The 16,067-nt window shown below is 64.2% G+C and carries 15 protein-coding genes; 13 read left to right on the top strand and 2 right to left on the bottom strand.

The window, feature by feature from the left end; all coding sequences use genetic code 11:
* The first annotated feature begins 65 nt into the window (after window positions 1-65).
* From iolG to AC1VON_RS06250, 3 genes are all read left to right on the top strand, one after another.
* Window positions 66-1,061 carry an inositol 2-dehydrogenase gene (gene iolG / locus AC1VON_RS06260; RefSeq protein ID WP_172347425.1) on the top strand — a complete coding sequence of 332 codons (996 nt, stop codon included), beginning with the start codon at window positions 66-68 and terminating at the stop codon, window positions 1,059-1,061.
* A gap of 37 nt (window positions 1,062-1,098) precedes the next feature.
* On the top strand, window positions 1,099-1,893 hold the full coding sequence (locus tag AC1VON_RS06255; RefSeq protein ID WP_483120993.1) for an SDR family oxidoreductase: 795 nt from the start codon (window positions 1,099-1,101) through the stop codon (window positions 1,891-1,893).
* A gap of 442 nt (window positions 1,894-2,335) precedes the next feature.
* Window positions 2,336-3,427: a 3-deoxy-7-phosphoheptulonate synthase gene (locus AC1VON_RS06250; protein WP_172347427.1), complete on the top strand. Its 1,092-nt coding sequence runs from the start codon at window positions 2,336-2,338 to the stop codon at window positions 3,425-3,427.
* 47 nt (window positions 3,428-3,474) lie between these two features.
* On the opposite strand, the gene AC1VON_RS06245 is transcribed toward AC1VON_RS06250, so the two are convergent.
* The gene (locus AC1VON_RS06245; protein ID WP_172347428.1) at window positions 3,475-4,110 is read right to left on the bottom strand and encodes a LysE family translocator; all 636 of its coding nucleotides are present in this window, start codon (window positions 4,108-4,110) and stop codon (window positions 3,475-3,477) included.
* A gap of 128 nt (window positions 4,111-4,238) precedes the next feature.
* Here AC1VON_RS06245 and AC1VON_RS06240 point away from each other — a divergent pair, with 128 nt between their 5' ends.
* On the top strand, window positions 4,239-4,934 hold the full coding sequence (locus AC1VON_RS06240) for a helix-turn-helix transcriptional regulator (protein ID WP_483120990.1): 696 nt from the start codon (window positions 4,239-4,241) through the stop codon (window positions 4,932-4,934).
* Window positions 4,935-4,946: 12 nt separating this feature from the next.
* Here AC1VON_RS06240 and AC1VON_RS06235 read toward each other — a convergent pair whose 3' ends face one another.
* A complete protein-coding gene (locus AC1VON_RS06235; protein ID WP_483120988.1) occupies window positions 4,947-6,056 on the bottom strand; it encodes a Gfo/Idh/MocA family protein in 1,110 nt (369 codons plus the stop codon).
* 239 nt (window positions 6,057-6,295) lie between these two features.
* Here AC1VON_RS06235 and AC1VON_RS06230 point away from each other — a divergent pair, with 239 nt between their 5' ends.
* The 9 genes from AC1VON_RS06230 (at window position 6,296) to phnN (ending at window position 15,946) form a co-directional block, all read left to right on the top strand.
* Entirely contained in the window at window positions 6,296-7,141 is an 846-nt protein-coding gene (locus AC1VON_RS06230; RefSeq protein WP_056568825.1) for a MurR/RpiR family transcriptional regulator, read from the top strand.
* A 222-nt stretch (window positions 7,142-7,363) separates the two neighbouring features.
* On the top strand, window positions 7,364-9,298 hold the full coding sequence (locus AC1VON_RS06225) for a bifunctional 5-dehydro-2-deoxygluconokinase/5-dehydro-2-deoxyphosphogluconate aldolase (protein ID WP_483120985.1): 1,935 nt from the start codon (window positions 7,364-7,366) through the stop codon (window positions 9,296-9,298).
* Window positions 9,299-9,330: 32 nt separating this feature from the next.
* Window positions 9,331-11,181: a 3D-(3,5/4)-trihydroxycyclohexane-1,2-dione acylhydrolase (decyclizing) gene (gene iolD / locus AC1VON_RS06220; RefSeq protein ID WP_483120983.1), complete on the top strand. Its 1,851-nt coding sequence runs from the start codon at window positions 9,331-9,333 to the stop codon at window positions 11,179-11,181.
* 106 nt (window positions 11,182-11,287) lie between these two features.
* A complete protein-coding gene (gene iolE / locus AC1VON_RS06215) occupies window positions 11,288-12,205 on the top strand; it encodes a myo-inosose-2 dehydratase (protein WP_172347434.1) in 918 nt (305 codons plus the stop codon).
* A gap of 43 nt (window positions 12,206-12,248) precedes the next feature.
* Complete coding sequence (locus AC1VON_RS06210) at window positions 12,249-12,467, top strand: DUF3329 domain-containing protein (protein WP_172347435.1); 219 nt, start codon at window positions 12,249-12,251, stop codon at window positions 12,465-12,467.
* Window positions 12,468-12,470: 3 nt separating this feature from the next.
* The gene (iolB, locus tag AC1VON_RS06205) at window positions 12,471-13,283 is read left to right on the top strand and encodes a 5-deoxy-glucuronate isomerase (protein ID WP_483120980.1); all 813 of its coding nucleotides are present in this window, start codon (window positions 12,471-12,473) and stop codon (window positions 13,281-13,283) included.
* 153 nt (window positions 13,284-13,436) lie between these two features.
* The gene (locus AC1VON_RS06200; RefSeq protein ID WP_172347437.1) at window positions 13,437-14,144 is read left to right on the top strand and encodes a DUF1045 domain-containing protein; all 708 of its coding nucleotides are present in this window, start codon (window positions 13,437-13,439) and stop codon (window positions 14,142-14,144) included.
* Window positions 14,145-14,180: 36 nt separating this feature from the next.
* Complete coding sequence (locus tag AC1VON_RS06195) at window positions 14,181-15,320, top strand: alpha-D-ribose 1-methylphosphonate 5-triphosphate diphosphatase (RefSeq protein ID WP_172347438.1); 1,140 nt, start codon at window positions 14,181-14,183, stop codon at window positions 15,318-15,320.
* Window positions 15,317-15,946: a phosphonate metabolism protein/1,5-bisphosphokinase (PRPP-forming) PhnN gene (phnN, locus tag AC1VON_RS06190; protein WP_483120979.1), complete on the top strand. Its 630-nt coding sequence runs from the start codon at window positions 15,317-15,319 to the stop codon at window positions 15,944-15,946. Before AC1VON_RS06195 ends, phnN begins: the two co-directional genes overlap by 4 nt.
* The last annotated feature ends 121 nt before the right edge of the window (window positions 15,947-16,067 follow it).

Here is a 16,067-nt window from a genome sequence, read left to right as displayed (position 1 = left end):
CCACCTTTCCCGACAAGAAAGGTCGGGACACAACTCTCTCGAACCCACCCCTAGAGGAAATATCCATGACTGTTCGCTTCGCCCTCCTCGGTGCCGGCCGCATCGGCAAGGTCCATGCCCGTGCCGTCGGCTCCAACCCGCAGGCCAAACTGGTGGCCGTGGCCGATGCCTTCGAGAAGGCGGCTAAAGAGCTGGCGAGCGCCTATGGCGCCGAGGTGCGCACCATCGATGCGATCGAGACATCCAAAGACATCGACGCCGTCGTGATCTGCACGCCGACCGACACCCATGCCGATCTGATCGAGCGTTTCGCCAAGGCCGGCAAGGCGATCTTCTGCGAGAAGCCGATCGACCTGAACGTCAAGCGGGTGGAGAAGTGCCTGGCCGTGGTCGAGAAGGCCAAGGCGACGCTGATGGTCGGTTTCAACAGGCGCTTCGATCCGCATTTCGCCGCCGTGCGCAAGGCCATCGACGACGGCGCCATCGGCACGGTCGAGATGGTCACCATCACGTCGCGCGATCCCGGCCCGCCGCCAGTCGACTACATCAAGCGTTCGGGCGGCATTTTCCGCGACATGACCATTCATGATTTCGACATGGCGCGCTTCCTGCTCGGCGAGGAGCCGGTGGCGGTCAGCGCGCACGCCTCGGTGCTCGTCGACAAGAAAATTGGCGAGGCCGGCGATTTCGATAGCGTCAGCGTCATCCTGGAAACCGCGTCCGGCAAGCAGGCAATCATTTCGAACTCGCGCCGCGCCACCTATGGCTACGACCAGCGCATCGAGGTGCATGGCTCGAAAGGCATGATAGCGGCCGAGAACCAGCGGCCGGTGTCGATCGAACTGGCCAACGAGAAGGGCTATACCCGCCCGCCTTTGCACGACTTCTTCATGACCCGCTATCTCGACGCCTATGCCAACGAGATAGCCGCCTTCATCACGGCCGCGACGAAGGGCAAGAAGGCAGCGCCAAGCGGCGCCGATGGCCTGGTGGCGCTGAAGCTGGCGGACGCGGCGCTGAAATCGGCGACGACGGGCAAGACCGTCCGCCTCGACAAGTAAGTACCGGAATTCGGATCCCAACTACAGGAGCAGGGCGATGAGCACATCCGCCGATCGCAATTCGAAAACGCGCGCCATAGTCACCGGCGGCGCGCAAGGCATCGGCTTCGCCGTCGCCGAGGCACTCGCCGACGAGGGCTGCCGGGCACTGGCGCTTATCGGCCGCTCTCAGGAGAAGGGCGACAAGGCCGTCGCCACCCTCAAGAAGTCGGGCGTCGACGCCATCTTCATCAGCGCCGACGTTTCCAAGGTGGCCGACTGCAAGCGCGCGGTGGCGACCGCGCTCTCGCATTTCGGCACCATCAACGCGCTGGTCAATGCCGCTGCGACGTCGGCGCGCGGCTCGCTCGTCGAAACATCGGAAGAGCTGTTCGACACGATCTTCGACACCAATGTGCGCGGGCCCTTCTTCCTGATGCAGGGCGTGGTGGCGCATCTCCTGGAGAAGAAGGCTCCCGGTTCGATCGTCAACGTGCTCTCGATGTCGGCACATACCGGCCAGTCCTTCCTGACGCCCTATTCGACCAGCAAGGGCGCGCTGATGACGCTGACCAAGAACGTCGCCAACGCCTATCGTTTCAACCGCATCCGCTGCAACGCGGTGCTGCCGGGCTGGATGGACACCGAGGGCGAGGACATCGTGCAGAAGAAATGGCATGACGCCCCGGACGACTGGCTGGCGAAGGCCGAAGCCGCGCAGCCGATGGGCCAGTTGGTGAAGCCGGACCAGCTCGCCCGGCTGATCAGCTACATGGTCAGCCCGCAATCGGGGGTCATGACCGGATCGCTGGTCGACTACGACCAGAGCGTTGCGGGGTCGTCACCGGAGTAGGGCCGACGGTCCGGCGGAAACGCCGATCACTTCGTCATCCACGGGCGGAGCAAGGAGCGCAGCAACGCGGCATAGACCCGAGGATCCATGCCGGGACTCCTGAGCGCCGCCGCGGTGCAGAATTCTGCTCCGCTGCACCCTTCGACTGAGGTCGCGGAATGGATCCCAGGGTCTCCGCGACGGAGCTTCGCTCAGGGATGGCGAAATCGCGAGGGTTCGGCCTACCGGAATTGACAGCCATCAGGCACGTGACAAACGCCTCCGCATCGACTATAAGAGCCGCATGATCCACCTGTCCGCCACGTATTGGTACTTTAGCAGCTCGCTGGCGGCGGGAGGATTGCGCTCGATCTGAAGATTGCAGCAACAACATCCGAACAGCCGCCAGACCTGGCGGCTTTTTTGTTTCAGCCGGCAGGTCTCCTAACAGGAGCAGAAAGCCGTGTTGACCACCACAGACGACCTTCGGGTCAAGGAAATCCGAGAACTGAGCACGCCGGACCAGGTGATGCGGGAGATCCCGCGCACGCTGACGGCGACGCGCACCGTCAGCGCATCACGCAATGCGATCCACGCCATCTTGAACGGGTCCGACGACCGGTTGCTTGTCGTCGTCGGCCCCTGTTCGATCCACGATCCGGTCGCGGCCGTTGACTATGCCAGCCGTCTGGCGGCGCTGCGCGAGACCCTGGCCGACCGGCTCGAGATCGTCATGCGGGTCTACTTCGAGAAGCCGCGTACCACGGTCGGCTGGAAAGGGCTGATCAACGATCCCGACCTCGACGGCAGCTTCAACATCGACAAGGGGCTGCGGATGGCGCGCAATGTGCTCTCGGCCGTCAACAATCTCGGCCTGCCTGCGGCGACCGAATTCCTCGACATGACCACCCCGCAATACATTGCCGACCTCGTCGCCTGGGGCGCGATCGGCGCGCGCACGACCGAGAGCCAGATCCATCGTGAGCTGGCGTCGGGCCTGTCCTGCCCGGTCGGCTTCAAGAACGGCACCGACGGCAATCTCAGGATCGCCGGCGAGGCGGTGAAATCCGCTGCCCAGCCGCACCATTTCATGGCGGTTACCAAGGGCGGACGCAGCGGCATCGCGACCACCACCGGCAATGAGGACTGCCATGTCATCCTGCGCGGCGGCGTCCAGCCCAATTATGACGCGGCGAGCGTCGAGGCGGCCTCGGTCGAACTCGCCCGCATCGGCGTCGCGCCAAGGCTGATGATCGATGTCAGCCACGCCAACTCGAGCAAAAAACCGGAGAACCAGCCCAAGGTGGCGGCCGACGTGGCAGGCCAGGTCGCGGCGGGCGACGAGCGCATCATCGGCTTGATGATCGAGAGCAATCTCGTCGCAGGGCGGCAGGACGTCGTGCCTGGCAAGCCTCTCGTCTACGGCCAGAGCATCACCGATGGCTGTATCGACTGGGCGACCACCGAGACCGTGCTGCACGGCCTGGCCGGTGCCGTCGAATGGCGCCGCTCGGCTCGCCGTGCCATGCTGGAGAACCGTCAGGGAGCCGCCTGATCTGGCCAGAGACAAGGCAGGGCGGCGGTTCCCGTTTCAGCCGGGGATCACGCCGCCCTCAGCCCTTCCCAAGCGGTGAAGACCGAGACCGCGAAGAGCAACAGGCCGGCCGCCCGGCCCGCAAGAGTGGTCGCCCGTGGATTGGCGATCAGAAGGTTGCGGCTGCGGCCAGCCGTGATCGCGAGCCCGCCATAGATCGCGGCCTGGGTCAGCACCGTCATCAGCCCCATCACCGTTGCCTGTATCCAGATGGGGCCGTAGTCCGGCTTCAGGAATTGCGGGTAGACGGCAAGCACGAACAGATACGCCTTCGGATTGACAAGGCAGGTCACCAGCCCCTGCCGAAACGCCTTCCATGCAGAGCGGCTGCCGGCAGGCCCGTCCTGACCGACGGTGATGGAGCTGCGCATCAACGAGATGCCGATGAAGGCCATGTAGGCGGCGCCGGCGATCAGCAGCGGCTTGAACAGGACCGGCACGAAATGCATCAGCAGCCCGACGCCGATCGCGCCGTTCAGCGTGTGCACCATGCCGCCGACCATGATGCCGCCGGTCGCGGCCAACCCCCTGTCGCGGCCGCCGGTCAACGCATTGGCCAGCACGAACAGCATGTCCATGCCCGGAACGATGATGATGCCGAACAGGAGAATAAAGAAAAGCCAGAGATTTTCCGCGTAACCCATGTCAGTTGCCTGTCGCCTCGTTCCACCAAGCCGCAGCGGAACCTGTTGATTTTCAATTCGATAGGCAGTCCTATAGGTCGACCCAACTGACAATGGTGTGTCAGTTGGGTCGAAGCCGGGTGAGGAAAATGCGCAAGGCGTCACGCCTGTTCGAGATCATTCAGATCCTGCGGCTGGCGCGGCAGCCGGTGACGGCGGCCATGATTGCCGAGCGGCTGGAAGTGACGATCCGTTCGATCTATCGCGACATCGCCGCGCTGCAGGCGATGCGCGTGCCGATCGAGGGCGGGCGCGGCATCGGTTATATCCTGCGCCCCGGCTTCGACCTGCCGCCGCTGATGTTTTCGATCGAGGAGATGGAGGCGATCGTCCTGTCGCTGGCCCTGCTGGAGCGCACGGGCGACGACGAACTCAAACAGGCGGCCAAACGTGTCAGCGCCAAGATCGCCGGCGCGGTGCCGCCGCCGCTGCGCCAGACCTTCGACGCCAATGCGCTGCATGCCTGGGGTTTCGCCGCGCCCTCGGCCGGCACGATCGACCTGGCGCTGGTGCGCCGCGCCATCCGCGACGAGGAGAAGCTTGATCTCTCCTATCGCGACGAAATGGGCCGCGCCTCCGAGCGCCTCGTCCGCCCGATCGCGCTCATCTATTATGCCGAGACCGCTAACATCGTCGCCTGGTGCGAGTTGCGGCAAGCCATCCGCAATTTCCGCAGCGACCGGATCGAGGATTGCCAGCCGACCGGGCTGCGCTTCAAGGGCGAAGGCGACCGCTTGCGGCAGATCTGGGTCGACGGCTGGGAAACCCCGGCCGCCGGCGGCTGAGGCGCGCTTGTATTACCGCACATCCACCCAACGCTTTTCCTGGAACGAGCGCGCCATGGCGTGCACGGTGCGCTCGATCTCCAGCCCTTCGGCGAACTCGATGAGCCTTGCCGGTCTGCCGGCAAGCCGCGTCAGCAATTCGTGACACTCGATGATCTTGAGGTCGTTGAAACCGAGACCGTGCCCGGGCGCCGGCAGGAAGGCGTCGTAGGGTTTGTGGTGCGGCGCCATCAGGATGGTGCGGTAGCCCTGTTCGGTCGGGCGATCTGACGTGACATAGAGCTGGATTTCGTTCATCCGCTCCTGGTCGAACAGGATCGACCCCTTGGAGCCGAAGATCTGGATGGCGATGCGGCCCTTGCGGCCCCAGGCCGAGCGGTTGACCTGAAGCGTGCCGGCAATGCCGTTTTCCAGATGCATCAAGACGCTGGCGATATCATAGGTCTCGACCGCGCGGCGCCCGCCGGCCGCCAGCTTGCGGTCGGCATAGGGCTTGGCCATGTCGCAGATGACGCTGGAGACGCGACCGAACAGTGCCGAGACCAGCGACAGCGGATGCACGGCGAAATCGTCGAGCGCACCGTAGCCGGAGGCGGCCTCGTGCTTCCAGAAGAAGAGCGCTTCGGGATCGGCCATGAAATCCTCGTCCATCTCGATGCGCAGATGATTGACCTCGCCGATGATCTTCTCCTCGAGCAGCGCGCCGATGTGGCGGATGGCCGGGCTCTGGATGTAATTGTAACCAAGCGCCGCGATCTTGCCTGATGTCTTCGCCGCGGCCGCCATCGCCTCTGCCTCGGCAAAGCTTGGCGCCATCGGCTTTTCGCACCACAAATGCTTGCCGGCTTGGAGAATGGCGATGGCCATTTCCGGATGGAACTGGTTGGGCGTGGTCAGCGAGACGATGTCGACTTCCGGGTCGTTGACGACAGCGCGCCAGTCGCCTGAGGCCTTGTTAAAGCCGAACTCCCTGGCCTTGCGCTGGGCCAACTCCTCATTGACCTCACCAAGATGGACAAGCCTGGGCTTGGCCACGTCCGGAAAGACGGCGCCGACGGCACTCCACGCGATGGCATGGCATTTGCCCATGAAGCCCGTGCCGATAAGACCGACGCCAACCATTTTCCATCTCTCCGCTGCCTGAAGCACCGCGTGGATGAATTAATCCATTTTTTCTCGGAATGGAATGTCTGCCTCATTTTTTATGGCGTTCTTGCACAGGCTCGCTATGATGGGGCAGAGAGGACGCTTCCAATGCATGTCGCCCAGAAGTGCGCAGCGGTTTTGGGACACCGACATGTATGGAATCAAACGGTCTAACGCGCGTTGACACGCCTTGGACAAGCTTGGACGGGCCGACGATGGACGAACGGGTACCTCGCGACTTCGAGACGCTGCGCGCCACGATCCTCGATCGTCGCGAAACCCTGCCGAAACGCATCGCGCAGATCGCCGCCTATGCGCTCGACAATCCCGACGACATCGCCTTCGGCACCGCCGCCAGCATCGCCGCTTCGGCCGGCGTGCAGCCATCGACCCTGATCCGGTTCGCGCAGCAGCTTGGCTTCGACGGCTTCACCAGCCTGCAGCAGGTGTTCCGAGAGCGGCTACGTGAGCGCAACTCGTCCTACGATGAACGGTTGCAGGCCTTGCGCGCCAAGGCCGAGGGCGGCGCCGGCCATCGCGCGATCTTCGACGGATTCGTCGCCGCCGCCAGCACCTCGCTCAACGACATTTCCCGCACGCTGGATGACGCGCATCTGGAAGACGCGATTTCGCTGCTGGCAAAAGCGCAGACCATCTACGTGCTGGCCAAGCGCCGCTCCTACCCGGTGGCGACCTACATCGCCTATGCGCTGGGCAAGCTGAAGATCCGCAACCAGCTGATCGAATCAGCCGCCGGCCTGAATGCCGAAATGGTCGGCTTCGCGACGCCGGCGGACGCCGTCATCGCCATCTCCTTCTCGCCCTATGCGCCGGCCACCATCGAGGAAGCACGCACCATCTCCGAACAGGGCGTGCCGATCGTTGCCATCACCGACAGTTCGTTCTCACCGCTTGCGCAGTTCGCCAGGGTCTGGTTCGAGGTTGCCGAGGCGGACTTCGCCGGCTTCCGTTCGCTGTCGGCGACGATGGCGCTGGCCATGGCGCTGACCGTCGGCGTTGGTGAGAAACGGCGCGACGCAAGCCGCAAGCGCAAGGCCTGAGCCTGTCGCTGGACTCGGGCCAGTCTCAAAATCGGGCGCTGGCTCTTGCTTCCCATGCCTCCACCGGGGGATCATGATTCCGTACTTTTCGGTCCGGGAATGCTCATTCCATATTGACTATGGATTGGAATTATTATTTCATATTCCTGGCACCACGCTGCCGCTCGCGCGTGTTACCCAAACAAATGTTGTTCCTGACAACAAGACCGATGGGAGGTTCCAATGAGCGAAGCCGTGGATTCAAGACAGGCGCCGCTCGACGTCATCACCATCGGCCGCGCTTCCGTCGACCTCTATGGCCAGCAGATCGGCTCGCGGCTGGAGGACATCACCTCCTTCGCCAAGTCGGTCGGCGGCTGCCCGGCCAACATCTCGGTCGGCACGGCCAGGCTCGGCCTGCGCTCGGCGCTGCTGACGCGCGTCGGCGACGAGCAGATGGGCCGCTTCATCCGCGAACAGCTCAAGCGCGAAGGCGTCAGCACCGACGGCCTGAAGACGGACAAGGAGCGCCTGACGGCTCTGGTGCTGCTCTCGGTCGAGAGCGAAGGCGTCTCGCCGATGATCTTTTATCGCAGCGACTGCGCCGACATGGCGCTGGCGCCGGAGGATATAGACGAGGCGTTTATCTCTTCGGCGCGTTCGATCGTCGTCACCGGCACGCATTTTTCCCGCCCCAACAGCGACGCCGCCCAGCGCAAGGCGATCCGCGTCATGAAGGCCAAGGGCGGGAAGGTTGTCTTCGATATCGACTATCGGCCCAATTTGTGGGGCCTTGCCGGCCATGCCGAAGGCTTCGAGCGCTATGTCAAATCGGACCGCGTCTCGGCCCAGCTGAAAACGGTGCTGCCCGATTGCGACCTCATCGTCGGCACCGAGGAAGAGATCATGATCGCCTCGGGCGCAGACGACTGCCTGAGCGCGCTGAAGACGATCCGCGCGCTGTCCTCGGCCACCATCGTGCTCAAGCGCGGCGCCATGGGCTGCATCGTCTATGACGGACCGATCAGCGACGATCTGGAAGATGGCATCGTCGGCAAGGGTTTCCCGATCGAGATCTACAATGTGCTGGGTGCCGGCGACGCCTTCATGTCCGGCTTCCTGCGCGGCTGGCTGGGTGGGGAAGACCATGCGACAGCGGCGACCTGGGCCAATGCCTGCGGCGCGTTCGCGGTGTCGCGGCTGCTGTGCGCGCCGGAATATCCGACCTTCGAGGAGTTGCAGTTCTTTCTCAAGAACGGCAGCAAACACCGGGCCCTGCGCAAGGACGAGGCGATCAACCACATCCATTGGGCAACGACCCGCCGGCGCGACATCCCCTCGCTGATGGCGCTCGCCTGCGACCACCGTGTGCAGCTCGAGGACGTGGCGGCCAAGGCCGGCGCCGATGACGCGCGCATCCGCGATTTCAAGGTTCTGGCGGTCAAGGCGGCGGCCAAGGTCGCCGCAGGCCGTGACGGCTACGGCATGCTGATCGACGAGAAACATGGCCGTGAGGCGATGTTTGAATTCGCCAGGCACCCCTTCGCCTGGCTTGGCCGTCCCGTCGAGTTGCCGGGCTCAAGGCCGCTGCGCTTCGAGTTCTCGCAGGACATCGGCTCGCAACTGGTGGAATGGCCGGTCGATCACTGCATCAAATGCCTGTGCTTCTATCATCCCGACGATCCGGCGGCGCTCAAGGAAGAACAGCAGCAGAAACTGCGCGCGCTGTTCGAGGCGGCACGGAAAGTCGGCCGGGAACTGCTCATCGAGATCATCGCCGGCAAGCACGGCAAGCTCGACGACACCACCATTCCGCGCGCGCTGGGGGAACTCTATGCGCTTGGCATCAAGCCCGACTGGTGGAAGCTGGAGCCACAGGCATCGAGCGGCGCCTGGGCCAGGATCGAAGCGGTGATCCTGAAGCATGATCCGTGGTGCCGCGGCATCGTGCTGCTTGGCCTGGAAGCGCCGCAGGACGAACTGGAAGCGGCTTTCGCCGCCACCGCCAAGGCACCCATCGTCAAGGGCTTTGCCGTCGGCCGCACCATATTCGTCCACGCGGCCGAGGAGTGGCTGGCCGGCAGGATGTCGGATGACGAGGCTGTCGCCGACATGGCGTCGCGCTTCGAACAGCTGACCGAGGCGTGGCTTGCCGCGCGCGGACGCAAGGCGGCATAAGAAGGCGGCACAAGGACTGCGGAGGAAACACAATGAGCAAGACAATCCGTCTGACGATGGCGCAGGCGCTGACCCGCTTCCTGTCCCGCCAGATGACCGAGGTAGACGGCAAAAAGGTGCCGATCTTCGGTGGTGTCTGGGCGATCTTCGGCCATGGCAATGTCGCCGGCATCGGCGAGGCGCTCTACCAGGTGCGCGACGAATTGCCGACCTTCCGCGCCCACAACGAACAGGCGATGGCGCATGCGGCGATCGCCTATGCCAAAGCCAATTTCCGGCGCCGCTTCATGGCCGCAACCTCTTCGATCGGACCCGGCGCGCTCAACATGGTGACGGCGGCAGCCCTCGCCCATGTAAACCGGTTGCCCGTCCTGTTTTTGCCCGGCGACGTCTTTGCCAACCGCATCCCCGACCCGGTGCTGCAGCAGGCCGAGGATTTTTCCGACGGCACGGCAACGGTCAATGACTGCTTCCGCCCGGTGTCACGCTATTTCGACCGCATCACCCGGCCTGAGCAGATCATCCCGGCACTTAGCCGTGCCATGCAGGTGTTGACCGATCCGGCCGATTGCGGGCCCGTGACGCTGTCGCTTTGCCAGGATGTGCAGGCCGAGGCCTATGATTATCCCGAGAGCTTCTTTGCCGAACGCTTGTGGCACCAGCGCCGGCCACGCCCTGACCGTGGCGAACTGGCGACGGCCGTGTCGGCGCTCAAGGGGGCGAAGAAGCCGCTGGTGATCGCCGGCGGCGGCGTGCTGTATTCGCAGGCTTCGGACGAGCTAGCGAAATTCATCGAAGGCGCCGGCATTCCGGTCTGCGAGACGCAAGGCGGCAAATCCTCGCTGCCGGACGATCATCCGCTCAACATGGCGGCGGTCGGCGTCACCGGCACTTCGGCGGCCAACCGGCTTGCGGAAGAAGCCGATGTGGTGCTGGCCATCGGCACGCGCCTGCAGGATTTCACCACCGGCTCGTGGGCGCTGTTCAAGAATTCCGGCAAGACCATCATTGGGCTGAACGTCCAGCCTTTCGATGCCGGCAAGCACCGGGCGCTGCCGCTGGTCGCCGATGCGGCCGAGGGGCTCGCTGAACTCGGTGCCGCGCTGAAGGGCTGGAAGGCGCCTGCCGCCTGGACCGGCAATGCGGCCACCGGCAAGAAGGCCTGGCAGGCCGAGGCGGCCAAGGTGACAGCGTCGACCAATGCCGCTTTCCCGTCCGACGCACAGGTGATCGGTGCCGTGCAGCGGGCCATGGGCTCCGGCGTGACGCTGCTGAATGCATCGGGCGGCCTGCCGGGCGAACTGCATAAGCTCTGGCAGGCGGGCGCGCCCGGCTCGTACCATGGCGAATACGGGTTCTCCACCATGGGTTACGAGATCGCCGGCGGGCTCGGCGCCAAGATGGCCAAGCCCGAGCAGGAGGTCGTCGTCATGATCGGCGACGGCTCCTACCTGATGATGAATTCCGAGATCGCAACCTCGGTGATGCTCGGCTTGAAGCTGACCATCGTGCTGCTCGACAACCGTGGCTATGGCTGCATCAACCGGCTGCAGATGGCGACCGGCGGCGCCAATTTCAACAATCTCCTGAAGGACGCGCGCCACGAGATCCTGCCCGATGTCGACTTCGCCGTCCATGCGGCGAGCCTGGGCGCGATATCAGAGAAAGTACCCTCGATCGCCGGGCTCGAAAACGCGCTGCAAAAGGCCAAGAAGAACGACCGCACCACCGTTGTGGTCATCGACACCGATCCGCTGGTTTCCACCGATGCCGGCGGCCATTGGTGGGACGTGGCGGTGCCGGAAGTCTCGGCGCGGCCGCAGGTCAACGCGGCGCGCAAGGCCTATGACGAGAAGCGCCGGATGCAGAGCGTCGGCGATTGATGCGAGCTCCCTTCTCCCCGTCCCTATACGGGAGAAGGTGCCGGCAGGCGGATGAGGGGCGGCGCCAGCGGCCAAAGAATGAACTGTTCCAATCTGGAGTGACGACTTGAAAGCCAAACTGGGCATGTCCCCCATCGCGTGGTGGAACGACGATCTTGCGGAACTGAGTGATGACGTGTCGCTGGAGGAGTGCCTGCGCCAGTCGCGTTCGGCCGGCTTCACCGGCATGGAAATGGGCCGGCGTTTTCCCAACGACCCCGCCGTCATGCTGCCGATCCTGAAGGCAGCCGACGTGACGCTGTGCGGCGGCTGGTTTTCCGGAACGCTGGTCGATGAGGAGATGGGCAAGAACAAGGACCGCATCCAGCCGATGATCGACCTGTTCAAGGCGGTCAATGCGCCTTGCATCGTCTATGGCGAGGTCGGCCGCTCGATCCAGGGCGACCGTTCGAAGCCGCTCGCCACCAAGCCGAAACTCACCAGTGACGAAATGAAGGCCTATGGAAGGCGCCTGACCGAATTCGGCGAATGGTGCGCCGAGCAAGGCATGCCGCTTTCCTATCACCACCACATGGCGGCGGTGGTCGAGACCGAGCCGGAACTCGATGCCTTCATGCGCCATTCCGGCGAAGGCATTCCGCTGTTGCTGGATGCGGGACATCTGGCCTTTGCCGGCGGCGACGTGCTGCGCGCCATCGACAACCACCACAAGCGCATCAGCCATGTCCATGTGAAGGATGTGCGCATGGACGTGATCGACAAGCTCGACCGCACGAAACAGTCCTTCCTAGACGCCGTGGCGCTCGGCGCCTTCACCGTGCCGGGCGATGGCTCGCTCGATTTCGGCGCCATCGTGCAGCGCTTCGCCGACCATGGCTATGAGGGCTGGTTCGTGGTCGAGGCCGAGCAGGACCCGAAGAAGAACCCGCCGCTCAAGATGGCGCAGGTCGGCCACAAGGAGCTGATGCGGGTGATGACGGCCGCCGGCTACACGGTGGAGACCCAGGGTTTTCCGAATGCCTGACGCGATGGGTTCACGGCGAGCCAGGTTGCTGTAGATTGGCCCGATGAAAGATTCCGAGCACCCCTTCTTCCGGCCCTTGTGGCGGCGTGTTGCCGTCGTCGCGGTCTGCGTCATCTGGTCGATCATCGAGTTCGCCACCGGCACGCCGTTCTGGGGCGTCCTCGCGCTCGGCTTCGCCGGCTATGGCGTCTGGCAGTTTTTTTATCTGTACAAGCCGGCCGAGGAGAACAAGGCGACGGCCGAGCCCGAACCGAAGGAGTAAGGCATGTCGAAGCTGCTCGTGAAGGCGGACAAGGGCCATGGCCGCATCGCCCATGTGACGCCGAAAAGCGCTGGCTGGACCTATGTCGGCTTCGACCTGCATCGGATGAAACCAGGCGAAAGCGCCTCGGGAAAGACGGACGATCGCGAGGTCTGCCTGGTGTTCGTCACCGGCAAGGGTGCCGCGAAAGCCGGTGGCAAGGATCTTGGCCTGCTCGGGGAACGCATGTCACCCTTCGAAGGCAAGCCGTGGTCGGTCTATATTCCCGAGGGATCGGACTGGTCGGTAACGGCCGATACCGAGTTGGAACTCGCGGTGTGCTCGGCGCCCGGCCTTGGTGGCGGCCTGCCGGTTCGGGTGATCGGGCCGGACGATCTCGGCCAGGAGGTGCGCGGCAAGGGCACCAACACGCGTTACGTCACCAACATCCTGCCGGAAGGCAAGCCGGCGGACTCGCTGCTGGTGGTCGAGGTCATCACGCCCGGCGGCCATACGTCGAGCTACCCGCCGCACAAGCACGACCAGGACAATCTGCCTGATGAATCCTATCTCGAGGAAACCTACTATCACCGCCTCAACCCGCCGCAGGGCTTTGCCTTCCAGCGCGTCTACACCGACGCCGACAAGAACGGCCATCGCGCGCTGGACGAAGCCATGGCGATCGAGGATGGCGATGTCGTGCTGGTGCCCAAGGGTTATCACCCCTGCGCCGCCTGCCATGGCTACGATCTCTACTATCTCAACGTCATGGCCGGGCCGAAGCGGACGTGGAAATTCCACAATGCCCCGGAGCACGAATGGTTGATGAAGACCTGATCGTTGCGGTGGCGCCGGCTGAAGTTGTTGGTCCAGCTTGAAAAAATCGTCGGCTAAGGACCGCCTGGCTCGATTTGCCTTCGAAAACCCTTCAAAGCTTCGTCAATCCGTCATGGAAATCACCTATGGCAACGGATCTGACGAGGACTTCCCATGCGTTATGCCATCTATTTCACTCCCCGGCAGGACGAACCGCTGGCGCGGATTGCCGCCAATTGGCTGGGCCGCGACCCGTTCGGCGCGGCGACAAGGCCGGTTGAGGCCGTGGCTGATCTGGCGGCGGCGGAAGTTGCCTTCCACACCGCTTCGGCCCGCCGCTATGGCTTCCACGCGACGCTGAAAGCGCCCTTCCGCCTTGCGGCCAACGAGAGCGAGACCTCGCTGCGCGCGGGGCTCGACCATTTTGCCGAGGCGACGCCGGTGGTGACGATACCGCGGCTCGTCGTCAGTCAGATCGACAGCTTCTTCGCGCTGGTTCCTGAGGGACCGTTGCCTTCGCTCAACCGCTTCGCCGACGAGGTCGTGCGCGACTTCGACCGCTTTCGCGCGCCACTGACCGAGGCCGAGATCGAGCGGCGCAGCCCCGATTCGCTGAAGCCGACCGAGTTCCGCAATCTCTGCCAGTGGGGCTACCCCTATGTCTTCGAGACCTTTCGCTTCCACATGACGCTGTCGGGTCGGGTCGGGCCACAGGAAAGCCCTCGTCTTCGCCTAGCAATCGACAGCCTGTTCGCCGAAGTGCTGCAACAACCTGTGCTGGTGGACGCGCTGACGCTGTTTGTCGAAACCGAACCCGGGGCGCCGTTCATGGTGCTTTCCCAGCACGCACTGGGACGCCGACCGGCCAGAAAAATCGCCTGAACAATTCCGGCCCCAGATGATCAAGGACTGCCCAAAATGACCGCCGAGACCGTTCTTTCCAACGCCCGTATCGTGCTTGCCGACGAGATCGTCGAGGGGTCGCTGGTGCTGCGCGACGGCTTCATCGCCGGCATCGATGCCGGTGCTGCCCGCACCGGCGAGGACATGGGCGGCGACTATGTCATTCCAGGGCTGGTCGAACTGCACACCGACCATCTCGAGGGGCATTACGCACCACGGCCGAAGGTACGCTGGAACCCGATCGCCGCGGTGCTTGCCCATGACGCGCAGGTGGCGACGGCCGGCATCACCACCGTGCTCGACGCCTTGCGCGTCGGCATGGACGAGGACGCCGATCTCACCTTGGCCGATATCCGCAAGCTGGCCGATGCAATCGAGGACAGCGTCGCGCAGGACCGTCTGCGCGCCGATCATTTCCTGCATCTGCGTTGCGAGGTTTCGGCGCCGGACTGCCTGCAGGCATTCGCCAATTTCGATCAGGACGACCGGGTCAAGTTGGCCTCGCTGATGGACCATGCGCCCGGCCAGCGTCAGTTCGTCAATCTCGAAACCTATGCCTACTACTACCAGCGCAAGCTGAAGCTGACCGACCGCGACTTCAAATTGTTCTGCGAGAAGCGGATGGCGGAATCGGCGCGCTATTCGGCGCCGAACCGCGCGGTGATCGCCGCTGCCTGCCAGGAGCGCGGCATCGTGCTCGCCAGCCATGACGACGCCACGTCGGGCCATGTCGACGAGGCGATCGAGCAAGGTGTGCGCGTCGCCGAGTTCCCAACCACCGAGGAAGCGGCGCGCGCTTCGAAGGCCGCGGGGCTCGGCGTGCTGATGGGCGCGCCCAACGTCATGCGCGGCGCTTCGCATTCGGGCAATGTCTCTGCGCGCACGCTGGCCAGCGACGGCCTGCTCGACATCCTGTCATCCGACTATATTCCGTTCAGCCTGATCCAGTCGGCCTTCTTCCTCGGCGATATGGTCGAAGGCATTTCGCTGCCGCAGGCGGTCGCCATGGTTTCGAAGAACCCGGCGGAAGCCGTTGGCCTCACCGACCGCGGCATCATCGAACAGGGCCGCCGCGCCGACCTGGTGCGCGTGCGTGTCGACGACCATGTTCCGGTCGTGCGCACCGTCTGGCGGCAGGGACGCCGGGTCGCATGATGGTGTCGGCCTTGATCGAGCGTGAGCTGTCCGCCGAGACGTTTCCGATCCGCCACGGCGTCTTTGTCGCTGTCGTGGGGCCTAGTGGCGCCGGCAAGGACACGGTGATCGGCTACGCCCGCGCGCTCTTCGCCGAAGAGAGCCGGCTGGAGTTCGTCCGCCGCGTCATCACCAGGCCGAGCGATGCCGCGAGCGAGGATCACGACACGCTGGCCGACGCGGCCTTTGTCGAGGCCGAGGCCGACGGCGCCTTCGCCATCTCGTGGGAAGCGCACGGCTTGCGCTATGGTCTGCCTGCCGATGTCGACTGGTCGGTCGCCAATGGCCATGTCGCCGTCGCCAATGTGTCACGCGCGATCATCCCCACCTTGCGCGAGCGCTATGCCAATCTGGCCATTGTCGAGATCACCGCCTCGCCTGATGTGCTGGCCGAGCGGCTGGCGATGCGTGGCCGTGAGTCGCGCGGCGAAGTGCTGGCACGCCTGGCGCGCAGCGCCAACGTCACCCTGTCCGGCCCCGGCGTCACCTCGATCGACAACAGCGGCCAACGCGAGGTTGCCGGCGAACGTTTCGCCGAGCTGCTGCGCAAGGCAATGGCCTTCTCCGACATGTCAGGCATGATCTAAGCGCGCATCCTGCAGCCGCGGTGTGCGGCTCGATTGTCTCGAAGCGCCGCCCAGTGGCGCTCACTTGCTTTCCCGCGGCTCCCGGAGCGCTATGTGGTGCGGACCATATATGTGATTTCGG

The organism is Mesorhizobium sp. HAY1-8B, assembly GCF_056868045.1.
Note: the sequence above shows the minus strand (reverse complement) of the source record. Positions and strands in the feature narration are given on the sequence as shown.

Excerpts from the sequence above, each read along its gene's own strand:
- AC1VON_RS06240 (WP_483120990.1), top strand. The coding sequence starts at position 4,239 with ATGCGCAAGGCGTCACGCCTGTTCGAGATCATTCAGATCCTGCGGCTG.
- AC1VON_RS06255 (WP_483120993.1), top strand. The coding sequence starts at position 1,099 with ATGAGCACATCCGCCGATCGCAATTCGAAAACGCGCGCCATAGTCACC.
- AC1VON_RS06245 (WP_172347428.1), bottom strand. The coding sequence starts at position 4,110 with ATGGGTTACGCGGAAAATCTCTGGCTTTTCTTTATTCTCCTGTTCGGC.
- AC1VON_RS06195 (WP_172347438.1), top strand. The coding sequence starts at position 14,181 with ATGACCGCCGAGACCGTTCTTTCCAACGCCCGTATCGTGCTTGCCGAC.
- iolB (WP_483120980.1), top strand. The coding sequence starts at position 12,471 with ATGTCGAAGCTGCTCGTGAAGGCGGACAAGGGCCATGGCCGCATCGCC.
- AC1VON_RS06210 (WP_172347435.1), top strand. The coding sequence starts at position 12,249 with ATGAAAGATTCCGAGCACCCCTTCTTCCGGCCCTTGTGGCGGCGTGTT.
- phnN (WP_483120979.1), top strand. The coding sequence starts at position 15,317 with ATGATGGTGTCGGCCTTGATCGAGCGTGAGCTGTCCGCCGAGACGTTT.
- AC1VON_RS06200 (WP_172347437.1), top strand. The coding sequence starts at position 13,437 with ATGCGTTATGCCATCTATTTCACTCCCCGGCAGGACGAACCGCTGGCG.
- iolD (WP_483120983.1), top strand. The coding sequence starts at position 9,331 with ATGAGCAAGACAATCCGTCTGACGATGGCGCAGGCGCTGACCCGCTTC.
- AC1VON_RS06225 (WP_483120985.1), top strand. The coding sequence starts at position 7,364 with ATGAGCGAAGCCGTGGATTCAAGACAGGCGCCGCTCGACGTCATCACC.
- AC1VON_RS06235 (WP_483120988.1), bottom strand. The coding sequence starts at position 6,056 with ATGGTTGGCGTCGGTCTTATCGGCACGGGCTTCATGGGCAAATGCCAT.
- iolG (WP_172347425.1), top strand. The coding sequence starts at position 66 with ATGACTGTTCGCTTCGCCCTCCTCGGTGCCGGCCGCATCGGCAAGGTC.
- AC1VON_RS06230 (WP_056568825.1), top strand. The coding sequence starts at position 6,296 with ATGGACGAACGGGTACCTCGCGACTTCGAGACGCTGCGCGCCACGATC.